At 59.6% G+C, this 12991-nt stretch carries 13 protein-coding genes; 10 read left to right on the top strand and 3 right to left on the bottom strand.

Features of this window, described 5'->3' with window-relative positions; genetic code table 11:
* The 10 genes from MESS2_RS32890 to MESS2_RS29560 form a co-directional block, all read left to right on the top strand.
* The coding region (locus MESS2_RS32890) for an RHS repeat-associated core domain-containing protein (RefSeq protein WP_040594398.1) at positions 1-799 on the top strand (799 nt) is incomplete at its 5' end.
* A gap of 786 nt (positions 800-1585) precedes the next feature.
* On the top strand, positions 1586-2635 hold the full coding sequence (locus MESS2_RS29520) for a PilN domain-containing protein (protein ID WP_040594400.1): 1050 nt from the start codon (positions 1586-1588) through the stop codon (positions 2633-2635).
* Between the two features lie 2 nt (positions 2636-2637).
* Positions 2638-3237, top strand: coding sequence for a type II secretion system protein GspM (gene gspM, locus MESS2_RS29525; RefSeq protein WP_008878369.1), 600 nt, complete (start codon positions 2638-2640; stop codon positions 3235-3237).
* Entirely contained in the window at positions 3234-3785 is a 552-nt protein-coding gene (locus tag MESS2_RS29530; RefSeq protein ID WP_008878370.1) for a hypothetical protein, read from the top strand. Before gspM ends, MESS2_RS29530 begins: the two co-directional genes overlap by 4 nt.
* On the top strand, positions 3782-4687 hold the full coding sequence (locus tag MESS2_RS29535; protein WP_008878371.1) for a hypothetical protein: 906 nt from the start codon (positions 3782-3784) through the stop codon (positions 4685-4687). Before MESS2_RS29530 ends, MESS2_RS29535 begins: the two co-directional genes overlap by 4 nt.
* A complete protein-coding gene (locus tag MESS2_RS29540; protein ID WP_008878372.1) occupies positions 4684-6327 on the top strand; it encodes a GspE/PulE family protein in 1644 nt (547 codons plus the stop codon). The genes MESS2_RS29535 and MESS2_RS29540 overlap by 4 nt, the downstream gene beginning before the upstream one ends.
* Positions 6327-7544 carry a type II secretion system F family protein gene (locus MESS2_RS29545; protein ID WP_008878373.1) on the top strand — a complete coding sequence of 406 codons (1218 nt, stop codon included), beginning with the start codon at positions 6327-6329 and terminating at the stop codon, positions 7542-7544. The genes MESS2_RS29540 and MESS2_RS29545 overlap by 1 nt, the downstream gene beginning before the upstream one ends.
* Positions 7541-8014 (top strand): prepilin-type N-terminal cleavage/methylation domain-containing protein, encoded by a 474-nt coding sequence (locus MESS2_RS29550; RefSeq protein WP_008878374.1) that lies wholly within the window; start codon positions 7541-7543, stop codon positions 8012-8014. Before MESS2_RS29545 ends, MESS2_RS29550 begins: the two co-directional genes overlap by 4 nt.
* On the top strand, positions 8011-8397 hold the full coding sequence (locus MESS2_RS29555) for a PulJ/GspJ family protein (RefSeq protein WP_008878375.1): 387 nt from the start codon (positions 8011-8013) through the stop codon (positions 8395-8397). Before MESS2_RS29550 ends, MESS2_RS29555 begins: the two co-directional genes overlap by 4 nt.
* Positions 8394-9047, top strand: a complete 654-nt coding sequence (locus MESS2_RS29560) for a type II secretion system protein GspJ (RefSeq protein WP_008878376.1) — start codon at positions 8394-8396, stop codon at positions 9045-9047. The genes MESS2_RS29555 and MESS2_RS29560 overlap by 4 nt, the downstream gene beginning before the upstream one ends.
* A 26-nt stretch (positions 9048-9073) precedes the next feature.
* Here the strand turns inward: MESS2_RS29560 and gspG are convergent, their stop codons facing one another.
* From gspG to gspD, 3 genes are read right to left on the bottom strand one after another with little or no spacing between them, the layout of a single operon-like run.
* Positions 9074-9529 (bottom strand): type II secretion system major pseudopilin GspG, encoded by a 456-nt coding sequence (gene gspG / locus MESS2_RS29565; protein ID WP_008878377.1) that lies wholly within the window; start codon positions 9527-9529, stop codon positions 9074-9076.
* Entirely contained in the window at positions 9529-10023 is a 495-nt protein-coding gene (locus MESS2_RS29570; RefSeq protein WP_008878378.1) for a prepilin peptidase, read from the bottom strand. The genes gspG and MESS2_RS29570 overlap by 1 nt, the downstream gene beginning before the upstream one ends.
* Before the next feature lie 2 nt (positions 10024-10025).
* Positions 10026-12152, bottom strand: coding sequence for a type II secretion system secretin GspD (gspD, locus tag MESS2_RS29575; protein ID WP_008878379.1), 2127 nt, complete (start codon positions 12150-12152; stop codon positions 10026-10028).
* Between the last annotated feature and the right edge of the window lie 839 nt (positions 12153-12991).

Raw genomic sequence — 12991 nt, forward strand, 5'->3', positions numbered from 1 at the left:
CAGGTTCATCTCGCCTGATGACTGGGATCCGACGCTGCCGGGCGTTGGCACCAATCGGTATGCCTATGCCGCTAACGATCCCGTCAATAAGAGCGATCCGAATGGGCATCAATCACTGGATATAGGCGCTATCGCCAAGGGATACATAGAATCTCAAGTCAGCGCTCAGGTACAGGGCCTGGCATCATTTGAACAAGATGTAGCGAAAGCGGCGACAGTTGCCGGCCTAGCCGCAATCGGTGCGGCACCGGTCCTTGGGACGGTAAAAGGGATCGTCGATGCTTACGAAAATCCCACTCCCTTCAACATTGGAATGGCGGCGATTGGGATTATCCCGGACGGGTCAATGATTGCCGAAGCCGGCCGGACTCTAGCGGGCTTCAGTAAGGTCGAAAGGTCCATTATATCGGAGGCTAGGGCTATCCTAGCATCACCCAAAATGGACACAATTCGAGCCGCCCAGGCAAGCGGAAAGCCAGTTTCCGTGACAATTGGCGGCCGTCTCGTACAGTACGAGCCCGGATTGCCAGCTTCTGGGATGACAATGTTTGGAGAGAATGGATTTCTTATAGGCCGTGAAGCGTTTACCTCGAAAGAAGAACTGAACAAGACTGTTTTGCATGAGTTATTTCGTCTAGAAACGTCGAAGGCCAAGAAAGGCGTTTCTGCGGAACTGGCAAAAAAGGAAACGCAGGACGCATCCAGTTTTGCGGACAGGGCGTCGAACGCTATGGGTGGCGATAATGCAGGTCATTCTGCGGCCGGAGGTTCAGATCGGCCGGATTGGGCAGGACAATGAAGTCAAAAGAAGATGTAAAACAGGGTTGGATCAACGCCGGAAAAATTGCTTCGCTCAACAAAGAGGCTAAAATAACATGCCCAGTCTGCGGGGCTGCCAACTTGGAGATAACAGATATAATTCTTAATGGAATAGATTCGACATTTGATAGAATGCTGCATTGTCCAAATTGCAGTTCAACAAATTACATACGTATAAATCCTAGATCAAGGCAGTAGACCATCTGCTATCGCGGCTCGCCAGGCGCTGCACCATGTCGGTGCAGCCGATGCTGTCGCGATCTGGCGGCTGGCCTGTAGAATTTTTCCGACACATAAGACCAAAGCGCTTCTGGACCGATGCAGAGCCCAGGGCCAGCGCCTGGTCAGCCGCTACTTATAGACCGACCTTTCGGCGCGCCCGACGGTCCCAGAACTCCCGGCACAGCAGCGCCGCGTAAGCAGTGTTGGTGTCATAGTAGCGGCGCCACAAGCGTCGCGGCTCCTGTGCCACGCGAAACAGAATTACGGTGACAGTGCACTTTTTACAATCTGACGCCGGCCGACTCCGATGGCCTGCGGCGCGCTTGCCAAAACCTTGAAACCAGCAGCAAAGCGGCCAAATAGACTGCTCGCAAGAGATGCCCTTGCACACAGAAGTTGGGCGCTACTTTGAATGAACAACAAAGCTGTGGCTAATCGGCTCTCCGCGCACTCGCTGATATCCGCGCTACGCCGGCAACTGTAATCTCTGCCTGAATAGCTCGGCCGAGAATCAGCCGGGGCGGCGGGCGGCGGGCGGCGGATCGTGGCGACACTCAACGCGCAATTTCTGGATTTCTTCGACTGGTGGCTCGACGAGTTGCGAGGGGTATGGATGTGGCTCGTTCCCAAGCAAGAACGGTCTTCCACCGGCGACTGGATCGTCAGCCTGGCGGATGACGGCATTCGCGCGCGCGACGCCAATGCACCGGAATTTCAATCGATCCCTTTGGCGCTCAACGCGTCGGCGGACGAGGTTCTTGCGCTTCTAAAGACCGGGCTTCGGCGCAAGCGGCCGACTTTCGATGTCTTGATCCATCCGGGACTTTTCCTGACCCGGCAACTGGCGGCGCGGCGTTTGCCGCTCCGGCAAGCGCGAACCATGGCGGAGCTCGATCTTTTGGCATCGACGCCGATCGACCCGGCGCAGGTGCATATCGTCTTCGCGGACCATGTGGATCAGGACTGCTTCTACCATGTCGTCAAGACCAAGACGCTCGCGGCCGTTCTGGAAGCTGTCCGTCGTGTCGGCGGAAAGGTCGGCTCGCTCTCCCTCGCCGAGGCTGACCGGACGCGGCAGGCCGATCAGATCAGCTTGGCCGCCATCCGACCACCAAGGGCGCGTGACCGTCACGCGAGAATTGCCTGGACAGCCGCCTGTTCGATGTTGCTTGCGACGGTTTTCGTCACCTTTGGCCATGCGCAATGGCGCGTCTGGCAGGCAGGTTCTGAACTAGACGCGCGGATCGCCGATGCCCAGGTCGAGGCCAAGGCGGCGCGCGCCTCGCTGCAGAACCGCCAGGCTGGTATCGAGAAGGTCGAAAGAATCCGCAACGAGAAGAAAACGTCTGCCTCGCTGGTTCGCATCTGGACCGAACTGACGCGGCTCCTTCCCGATACGGCGTGGCTGACCGACCTGTCGTCGAAAGGCGATGAATTGACCATCACCGGTTTTTCGACGTCGGCTGCCGAACTGATCGAGCCGCTGGATGCATCACCACTGTTTGCGGCGCCCGAGTTTGCGGCACCCGTGGTCAAGGTTCCGGGCCAGGATGGCGAGCGCTTCACCATCACCGCAAAGATCGGGGCGCTTTGACTATGCTCTCCGCCGTCCTCAACGCACGTCCAGTGGTCCGACGCCTGATCGCGCTCGCCATCGCGGCATCGACAGCCTGCATCGCCGGCTGGGTGGCGTTCACGGCATTTGACAGCGTCGCCGTGGCAAGGGCCGAGATCGAGGAAAAGCGAGAGATTCTGGGCCAGTTGCAAGCTGTAGCGGCACTGGCCAAACGCCTCGACAGCGTCTCCGATCCCGCCGCAGGTACAAATCCCGAGTTTCTGACCGGGGAAAGCGAGGCGGTCATTCGCGGCGGGCTTCAGACGCGGTTGAACGCCATTGCCGCATCGAACGGCGTGACGGTGCTGTCGGCCGGCAATGCGCCGGCGCTCAGCGAAGCGGGCGTGGACTTCATCGGCCTGAGAGCCAACTTTTCCGGGCCGCTCGAAGGCGTCCACGGCGCCATCCTCGCCATCGAAACCTCGCTTCCGGTCCTGTTCATTCGTGAAGCCACCTTGCGAACGACGAATGTCGGTCCGGCGGCCGGCCGAACGGGAGACTCCGAACTCTTTGCCGAGATTCTGTTTTATGGGCCGCTGCAAACGCAGGTGGGGTCCCAGTCGGGCGGGGCGAGACCATGACCGGCAAATTCGCGGCCCTCACCCTGGCGGCGATGATTGCGGGTCTCGTTGCGGTCAATGTGGCGCTCTACGACACACCTGTCGATATCGCACCGATCGCTTCCAAAAAGGGGCGCGATGGCGGGTTGGCGCCCGGCCCCGCGGGATCGCTTCAGCTTCCGGACGCAGGCGATTTCAGCGAGACCTTCGAACGGCCGCTGTTCAGCCCCACGCGTCGAAAATTCGTCCCGGAGCCGGTCACGCCGCATCCAGTGGAAGTCGCCGCCGCGCCGGTCGAGCAGCAGCCAGTTCCGCCACCGCAGAATGCTGCGCCGGCGGTCGCGCCGACGCTGCTGGGAATCAGTATTCACAGGGGAGCGGCCAAAGCGTTGCTGCGGATCGCCGGCAGCGACACCGCCCTCTGGTATGGCAAGGACGAGATCGTGGATGGCTGGAAGGTTTCCACTATCGACAAAGACCAGGCCGCACTGGAGCGGGACGGCAGGGTCGCGCGCATACCGCTTTATCCGTCGAGCCGACAAACACTAGCTGAGAGCGTCGGCCAATGAGCGGCGGCGACGAAAGCGCCAGCGCCGGTTTTTCGCTGGTCGCCGTTCTGGTCTTCATGCTGATCGTCTCGGCCGTCGTCGTCCCCTTTGCCGTGACGGCGAAGACACGGTTGATGATCGCCAACAACGAGGTCGAGCAGGAGCGGCTGTCGCTGCTCGCCGAAGGCCTGGCCAATGTGGTTTCGAGCGAATTGGCCGACGGTTCGGCGACGGACAAGCTGCCGCTCGATTCCACGCCGACTGGTTGCCGGTCGGGAGAATTCGCCTTCGAAGTCCGGATACAGGATCATGGCGGGCTGATCGATCTCAACGCCGCGGACGCTCATCTGCTGTCGCTGGGTTTTGCATCGCTCGGGTTCGATCGGCAGATATCTGAAGCGCTCGCCGAGGCGGCCATCCAGTTCCGGGGCAACACGAATGCTTTCGCCGCAAAAGCCGAGCCTGCAACATCCGTCGGGCCGGCCCAAAACAAGCTGGCGCCCTTCGAATCCGTATCCGAGTTGCAGGAATTTTCGACGCTTGCTTCAACGCCCTTGCATGATCTCTATGATGTTTTCACGGTCAATTCGAAGCGCGGCACTGTTGGCCTCGATCATACTCCGAACCGTCTTCGAGGCGTTCTTGCCGCAGCATCGGGAAGTGGCGTTTCGGTCATGCAAGGGGCTGCCGAGGCTTCGGCCTATACGGTCGAAATAACGGCAAAGCGGGATGGATCGGGGGTTGCAGGCCAGGCCGGGTTCATTATCGAGAGGTTTCCCGCGAGCGCAGCCGGCTTTCGGCGTCTTTCACGAAGCCCGGCTGCTGAGATCACCGACATCGCACCGACTGTGTCCAGAACAACCAACTGCGACGCGCTTTTCGGAACCGAAGCAGCGCAGATCCTGAGGGGCTGGGCATCATGAACGCGGCTGCCCGGACCCTTGGAGTAGAGGCGTTTCTCGCCTTTCTCGAAAGCGAGAAAATGCTGAGCGCCCACGCCGCCCAACGCGCCTTGGGAGCGTCAAAGACATCGGGGCATCCCTTCGATACCGTAATGACGGAACTCGGCCTGATTGGAGAGCAAGAACTTGCCGAAAACCTCAGTCGGTTCATGAAGCTGCCGTCACCCGTCGACATTCCCGAGCAGTTCAATCCGGAATTGTTCTCAAGTGTTCCGCTGATCTATCTGCGCGAAAACGCGATCCTTCCTCTGGAGACGGACGCCGAACTGCTGGTTGTCGCTGTCGCCGATCCCTTCTCTTCGGCGACCATCGACGCGCTGGCCTTTCACTATGAGCGGAGGCCGTCGCTGCGCATATTGCCAAGGCGAGTAATTGCCGAATGCATCGAGCGGCTTGAGCAGGCGGCCATGGAGGCTGTGTCGTCCGAAGCGGGCAGCGCCGGGCCCTCGGATTTCGGCCCCGACGACCTCGAACGCTTGAAGGATTTTGCCCGTGAAGCGCCGATCGTCCGGTTTGTCGCCGACACCATCCACAAGGCGGTCGATGCAAGGGCGACCGACATCCACATCGAGCCACACGAGGATCACGTCCGCATCCGGTTCCGGCATGACGGCATGCTGTCCACCGTCGATATTGCATCGACCGCCATGCTGTCCGGCATCTCCACCCGCATCAAAATCCTGTCGCGGCTCAACATCGCCGAACGGCGCCTGCCGCAGGATGGAAGAATGCGGATTGCGGTGCGCGGCAGGGACGTCGACCTGCGTGTCTCCGTCATTCCCTCCATCCACGGCGAAGCCATCGTGCTCAGAATTCTGGATCGAGCCGGGGTCGAGCTGCGGCTGGGCAAACTCGGTTTTGACGATGCCGCGCAAGCCAAGATCAGAAACATGTCGCAGTCCGCCAACGGCATCGTTCTGGTCACCGGACCGACCGGCAGCGGCAAGACGACGACGCTCTATTCGGTCCTTGCCGAGCGCTCGCTGCCGGACGTCAAGATTTTCACGGTCGAAGATCCGGTAGAGTACCGGATGGCCGGCATCACGCAATTGCAGGTCAATCTGGCGATCGATCTCGATTTTTCCGCCGCACTCCGTTCGATCCTGCGGCAGGATCCCGATATCATCCTGCTTGGCGAAATCCGCGACCGCGAGACGGCGCAAGTCGCGGTGCAGGCGGCTCTGACCGGTCATCTCGTGTTTTCGACGCTGCACACCAACAGTGCGGCGGGAGCGCTGACGCGCCTTCGCGACATGGGCATCGACGGCTACCTGCTGGGAGCCACGATCAGAGGCGTCATCGCGCAAAGATTGCTGCGCCGTGTCTGCCCGGCTTGCCATGCCGAGGATCAAACCGGTCCGACCTGCCGAACCTGCAACGGCTCAGGCTATAGTGGCCGAACGGTGACCTACGAAATGCTTGAGGTGTCACCGCGCATCGCCCAGCTTATCGACCAGGGCGCCGGCGAAATGGAGATCGGCAGAGTTGCTGCGGAAGACGATCTCGTTCCGATGGCGGTCCACGCCACAGCACTCGCCCAATCGCAGGTCACCACGATGGAAGAGGTCAGGCGCGTCATCGACCTCAACGGAGGCGGCTGATGCCGGCCTTTGCCTATCGCGCCTACCTTGTCGACGGAACCAGAGAAACCGGCGTTTTGGACGCGTTGACCAAACAGGACGCTGCTCGCAAATTGGCGCAGCAAGGTCGCCGATCCTATCATCTCGCTCCCGTGGATGGAGAAAAGCAGCTCATTCGGCTGCCGGGACGCAGTGCGCTGACATTTACGAGGAAGGTCGATCTCAGCCGACTTTTTTCCGAGCTCTCGGTTCTGTTGAACGCCAGCTTTACCGTCGACCGCGCCTTGAGCGCGGTGATTTCGGGCGAGAACAATCCTGCGCGGCGGCAACAGCTTCAATCAGTGCTCGACCTCACCACGGGCGGCCGGCCGATCGCCGAGGCTTTTGCGAGCTTGCCCGGGATCACGTCCGACATCGCGGCCTTGCTTGCCAGCGGCGAGCGCAGCGGCAAGATGGCTTTCGTCTGCCAACGGTTGGCGGATACGTTTGAAGCAATGGCCAAACGTCGTGCCGCGATTATCGAGGCCTTGACCTACCCGGCTTTTCTTCTGGTCGTGATGAGCGGGGCGCTGGTCATTCTGGCGACGGTGCTGGTCCCGGCGCTGGAGCCGATTTTCGAGGGTTCGTCAGCCGCCAAGCCGTTCACCATGAAGATGCTCTCTGCACTTGGCACGGTCTTCAGCGACTACCCCTTCGTTTTCCCTCTGGCCGCAACGCTAGGTCTGCTTTTCTATCTCTTTCTTTCGAGGTCAGCGGGCGCCAAGACGTTGCTCTCGCGCTGGCTGTTGAAGACGCCGTTGATCGGCTCCCTGATCAAAGACTCTGTGATCGCGCGCTATCTCGAAACGTTGGCCTTGCTTCTCGGCAATGGCGTGGCGATGACCGAGGCACTTGGCCTGGCGGCCAATGTTTCCCGGCAAGGTTCGTTGAGGGCAAGCTTTGTAGCGATCGAAGACGACGTGGCAAATGGCGCCAGGCTTCACGGCGCAATCGTCAAGGCTGGCATTTTCGACAACGCGACGATGTCACTGATCTCGCTCGGCGAAGATGCGAACGCGCTTCCGGTGGTGCTCGATCGTGCGGGAAAAATGCTGCAATCCGCACTCACACGACGGATCGACACGGTGCTGAAACTGCTGACGCCGGTGCTGACGATTTCGCTGGGCTTCCTCGTCGGCAGCCTGGTCATTTCCGTGATGACGACCATCCTCAGCATCAACGATCTGGCGCTGCAATGAGGGCGGCGTCTCAGGCCGATGGGTGTGCGGACAAAACGGCCGGATTCACTCTGGTCGAAATGCTGGTTGTGCTGGCGATCATGGCCGTGGTTGCGGCCATTGCAGCGCCGGGCATCGCCAGAAATTATCGGGCCAAAAATCTGGATACGCTGACGAGCGAGATCACCACGCAATTTCGCCTGTCGCGCACCTCGGCAATTGCCACGGCCAAGCCGAAGCAGATCGTCCTTGACCCTCGTGCCGGGGCAATCCGTTTCGACGTGCGCAACACGCTCATCCTGCCTGAAGACGTCAAGATGACGGTGATCACGGGTCAGGAAACCGTCGCAGCCGATCGACAAGCGATCTTGACCTTTCTTCCTGACGGCAGCGCTTCAGGGGTGGAGATTAATCTGAAACGAAAGGACCAGACCTCGCGCATCGAGGTCAATTGGCTGACCGGACTTTCAACGCGGCGAAAACTGCCATGATCTCGCAGGCAACTCCCTCTTCCGCTGAAGACGGCTTTTCGATCCTGGAGATGATCGTCGCCATGACGATTCTGGCGCTCATCCTCGGCATAGCGAGCCAGTCAATCGTGATGGCGAGCCGCAGCATCGCGGCGGCCAAGGCACAGGTCGAAGCCGCCAGGACAGTCCGGACGATCCTTGCCGATTATCAAGCCAACATAGGATTGCAAACGTCGGCAACGGACGATCCGATGCCGTCTGGCTGGAGCCTGAAAGCTCGCAAGATTGAGGTATCCAAGGCCAAAATAACCGCCATCCTCATCGAGAAAACCGGCGCATCGGGTGCAGCACGTGGCGAGCCGTTCCTGACCTTTGTGCCCGCGCAGGATGAAAACCATCCATGAGCCGCCCGAAACCATCGGCATCGGTCGAGGGATTTGCGCTCATCGACGTGCTGGTCGGGCTCGCTCTCGTTGGTGTGATCTCTTCGCTGATGATCGTCTTTCTCGGGCAGGCGCGGACGATGATGCGTATCGGGAAGACAACCGAGATGCAGATGGAGGTCGACGCCACGTCGCGGTTTCTTGAAACGGTAATCGCCAAAGCAGAGCCGCTACCACTGGCAAAGTCGTCGCCGGAGAACGTGATTTATCTCAGCGGCGACTGTGCCCGGATTGAGTTTAGCGCTATTCAGGCAATCGGTTTCAAATCTGCGGCATTGAGGGAGATAGTCGTTTCGCTTGGAAGTGACGACAGCGGCGAAATGGCCGAAAAAACCTTGGCGATCGTGCAAAAACCGCGACGCGGCAGCGACACCGGCAATTCAGCCGAGAGCGAGCCCATACGGCTGCTCGCCGGCGTAACCGCCCTGAAATTTGAATATCTCGACGGTTCGGCCGGTGCTTCGTCGTGGTCGCCGAACTGGAGCGCCCAGCGACGTCTGCCGATCGCCGTGCGCTTCACGATCTCGGTCACCAGGGACGGCGCGACCTATTCATCCCAAGGTTTTGCGCGCCTCGATCTGGCAAGCGCTCCGGTGCCGCGCACGAACTGACGAGAGCTTCGTTTGGAATACGCCGATCAGTTGGCGATGTCCTGATCCTCGCCGGTTCCGTCCGGCTTGCCATCGCGACCCAAAGTACGGATCGAAACGCCGCTGGCATCTGCCTTCACGTCGTAGGAATAGGGTTTTCCCCACGGATCGTTGAGACCGGTTTTCCCCTTGAGATAGGGACCGTTCCAACGCTCTTCGCCGGCAGGCGCCGCGACCAGAGCGGACAGGCCCTCTTCCGCCGTCGGATATTTCGCATTGTCGACATAATAAAGTTCTAGCGCGCTCTCGATGTTGCGTATCTGCGCCTTGGCTGCATTGGTTTTGGCCGAACCGAGATAGCGCAGAACCTGAGGTGCGGCGAGCGTGGCGATCAATGCGATGATGGCCAGCACGACCAGAAGCTCGACCAGCGTAAAACCGTCTTCGCGATCATCGCGTTTTGAAGGCTTTTCGGTTGATTGAATGAAGCGAAGAGTGACCATCAGACCAGTCCCATATCCAAACCTACGAATTGCTCCAGTGCCCAGGTGCAGCCAAGACCTGTGGCGATAAACAGGCCGAACGGCACGCGTGCCCGTGCCGCTGCCGGTCCGACCGTGACCACCTGTCCACCGATGAACAGCAAGGCGCTTGTGCTGGCGATGAACAGCAGGACCGGCAGAAGCAGCGGGCTGATCCAGCATGCGGCGGCAGCAAGCATTTTGACGTCGCCGAGCCCAAGACCGATCCTACCGGTCATCAAGAAGTGACCACGACGTACCAACCAGACGGCGGCAAATGTTGTCGCGGCGAACAGGATTTGCAGCAGGATGTCGTCCGGCCGTGTCGCCATCTGGAAGCTGAGACCAACGCCGGCCAGAGCCAGATTGAGTTCATCCGGGATGATCAACCTTCTGAAATCGACGATGGAAATGCCGAGAAGGATCGCCATCAGAGCGGATGTCGCAGCCAGCACGAGATCGAGGTGTGTACCCATGATCAATTGGCCAGTCTCTTCAGGTTCTGTTTCAGTTTGGTTCCGCCGCGACGCTGCTGAATCGGCGTCTGCAGGCTGATCTTGCCGCGGAATTCTTCCGTGACCTCGCGCGCTTCAGCGATGTCGCGGATGACCCGTGGACGGATGAATATGATCAGCTCGGTTCGCCCGATGCTGTCGGTCTTGTTCTTGAACGCATTGCCGATGATCGGGATATCGCCGAGGATTGGCACCTGCCCGCGGTCGACATTGTTGCGCTCCTGGATGAGACCGCCGAGCGCCAGGCTCTCGCCATCGTTGACCAACACGCGGGTTTGGATCTTGCGCTGCTGTATCGTCGGGGAATCGATACCGGAGCTGGTCGTTTTGGTAACGTTGCTGACCTCTTGCTGGATATCGAGCATGACGCGGCCCGCATTGTTGATCCGCGGCGTGACCGTCAGAATGACACCGGTGTCCTTCATCTCGACCGAATTGACGATCGGCGCGTCGGCGGTCGTGGTACCGACCGCCTGCTGCGTGATTATAGGCACCTGATCGCCGACCTGCAGGATTGCCTTCTGGTTGTTGAGCGCCATGATGGTCGGCGCAGAAATCACATTGACGTCGGTGATGCTGGACAGCGCGTTCAGCGTGACCTGGATGTTGTCGGTTGCGTAGGTCCAGCCAAACCCCGGGAACGCGGCGCCGGTAAATCCACTTGCCATGTCGGACAGCGAGATCTTCATGCCGTTGTTTTCGAAATACCAGCGCAGTCCGAATTTGAGTTCATCGTTGAGCGTCACCTCGGCAATGACAGCCTCCAGCATGACTTGCGTCGGCAAGACATCGAGCTTGGTCAATATGCGCTGGATGCGGTCATAGTCTCGCGACGTGGTCTGGATCAGCAGCGCATTGTTCTCGACATCGGCGACAACCTTGGCATGGGTGGGCGGTTGTCCATCTTGCGTCACCTCCAGTGAGGGCGACGGACCGGTCAGCGGCACTGGCGTGACGCCATCCGATTGCAATGCGATCGGCGTCATGTCGGGCGAAACATTCGCACCGGCCGTATCTCCGCTGGTCTTGACGGAGGTACCAAGAACGGAACTCAGCACCTCGGCCAGTTCCTTGGCTGGCCGGTTCTGGATCTGGTAGACGAAAAGCTGGTCTTCGTTCGTCTCGGCAAGCCTGTCGAGCTTGCCGATCCAGGTGGCGGCGCGGCTGAGGTAGGCCGGGCGCGAGGTGATCACCAGCACCGAATTCAGCCTGTCGTTGGGAATGAACTGGATAACCTTGGCGCCCGGCCCGTCCTTGGTGCCGAAGATCGAATCGAGCTCCGAGGCGACGGCCTCCGGTTTCGAAGTCTTCAGCGGATGAAGCGCCACCGACATGCCGCGCATCCAGTCAACGTCGAACACCGAAACTGCTTCACGAATGGCGTCGAGATCGCTGTTGCTGCCGGCGACCGTGATCAGGTTGCGGGTGGAATCGACCCTGAGGACTGAGCCCTGACGGGTGATCGGCTCGAGAATGGTCTTCATCTCGTCGGCGGCGATGTATTGCAGTTGCAGCACCTGCACCTTGACGCCTGGACCGGACGGCGAGACCGATGGCACGCTGACCGGCGGGGTGCTCGACATGATGTCGGACAGCGGAACGATCTGATAGGTTCCGGCACGGTTGGTGATGCCGGCATTGTTCACGGCGAGTGCCGATTCCAGGATATCGACCAACGCGGCCTGCGACACCGGTTGCGATGTTTGCAGCGTCACCGTGCCTTGCACGCGCGGGTCGACGATGTAGTTGACGTGCAGCGCGTCGCCGAGCACGGCTTTCGCTGCCTCCGCGACCGGCGCATTGACCAGGTTGAGCTCATACTGGCCGGATCCGTTCGACGTCACCCGGGTAACGGGGGCGCCGGACGACACGAAATTGCCCGATCCCTCATATTGCGCACCCGAAAAGCGCTGCGCTTCACGTGCTGCCGTCAGGGGCTGGGAGCCATTATATCCCGCCCGCAAAGGCGAGTTTTTTGCGTGCAGGCTGTCGACGGTTTCGGTGAAGAAATCCTTGCCCGATGGGGAAGTGCAGCCTGCAATCGCGAGCAGCATGCACAGCACGACGCAATTGCTCGACTTGATTGACATCCGCCCGATTCCCTTAGCGTTTTAGTCTAGGGCTTCCTGATCTTGGGCGCTTGAATTGCTTGGGCTATTTTGGGTCTGTCCACAGGGTATGCCTTTTGGTTGTGAGAGGCGGAGAAATTTCGTCTGCTGAAGTGTTGGATGCCAACGGAATAGATTTGAAAGTCAGCGCGCTTGCCATCGCCGGGTTAGCCGCTGCCGGCAGGTTGGTGCTGCGTCGCTTTCAGTCGTCTTGGCCCAAAGCCAAGGCTTGGAACGGCTCAAGTTTTCATCTCGTCGTACCGTGCGGTCGCTGTAACATCAGGTGGCGGCATGGCCGCGTGGATGGAGTAACTAGACAGGGCCGGACAAACCTGCTTGTCGTTCCCAATGACTAGTCTAAACTTAAGCGATGACTACTATGCCAAATCGGATGAAGATGGATTTTTTCACCATGGCGTGATCTATCACATCTCGCGCAACAAGGCCGGCGGCTCAGTCAGCACCTCTATCGGGCGCTTCCATGTGTGGCGTCCAGAGGTCCCTCCAGAAGGATATTTTCCGCATTCCAGACTCGATTGCTACGTGAATGACGATAACCTCGCTCCAGATGCGGCTTGGCTTGCTCGCGTATTGCTGGATGCGGAGAAGAACGAGGCGAGGTTTTCGACCTAGACTAAGGCCGCATCGATCTTGGACTTTAGTGTCGACGCCTCCAGCCGTTCTCTCGAGAAACACCTGAACAAAGGCAGATGCCATTTTGATCGAGGGCTTGCGGAGGCAGAAAGTGCATCTGTCATTTGGTGCTGACAAGTCTCGATCAGCGGGATGCGGCACGGGATACCTGTCGTTTGCAGATGGGG

The sequence above is a fragment of the Mesorhizobium metallidurans STM 2683 genome, from assembly GCF_000350085.1.
In the GTDB taxonomy this organism is placed as follows: domain Bacteria; phylum Pseudomonadota; class Alphaproteobacteria; order Rhizobiales; family Rhizobiaceae; genus Mesorhizobium; species Mesorhizobium metallidurans.

Bases quoted from the DNA above. Each gene is read 5' to 3' on its own strand.
- MESS2_RS29540 (WP_008878372.1), top strand. From the start codon at position 4,684: ATGAACGCGGCTGCCCGGACCCTTGGAGTAGAGGCGTTTCTCGCCTTT.
- MESS2_RS29555 (WP_008878375.1), top strand. From the start codon at position 8,011: ATGATCTCGCAGGCAACTCCCTCTTCCGCTGAAGACGGCTTTTCGATC.
- gspM (WP_008878369.1), top strand. From the start codon at position 2,638: ATGCTCTCCGCCGTCCTCAACGCACGTCCAGTGGTCCGACGCCTGATC.
- gspG (WP_008878377.1), bottom strand. From the start codon at position 9,529: ATGGTCACTCTTCGCTTCATTCAATCAACCGAAAAGCCTTCAAAACGC.
- MESS2_RS29560 (WP_008878376.1), top strand. From the start codon at position 8,394: ATGAGCCGCCCGAAACCATCGGCATCGGTCGAGGGATTTGCGCTCATC.
- gspD (WP_008878379.1), bottom strand. From the start codon at position 12,152: ATGTCAATCAAGTCGAGCAATTGCGTCGTGCTGTGCATGCTGCTCGCG.
- MESS2_RS29530 (WP_008878370.1), top strand. From the start codon at position 3,234: ATGACCGGCAAATTCGCGGCCCTCACCCTGGCGGCGATGATTGCGGGT.
- MESS2_RS29570 (WP_008878378.1), bottom strand. From the start codon at position 10,023: ATGGGTACACACCTCGATCTCGTGCTGGCTGCGACATCCGCTCTGATG.
- MESS2_RS29550 (WP_008878374.1), top strand. From the start codon at position 7,541: ATGAGGGCGGCGTCTCAGGCCGATGGGTGTGCGGACAAAACGGCCGGA.
- MESS2_RS29545 (WP_008878373.1), top strand. From the start codon at position 6,327: ATGCCGGCCTTTGCCTATCGCGCCTACCTTGTCGACGGAACCAGAGAA.
- MESS2_RS29535 (WP_008878371.1), top strand. From the start codon at position 3,782: ATGAGCGGCGGCGACGAAAGCGCCAGCGCCGGTTTTTCGCTGGTCGCC.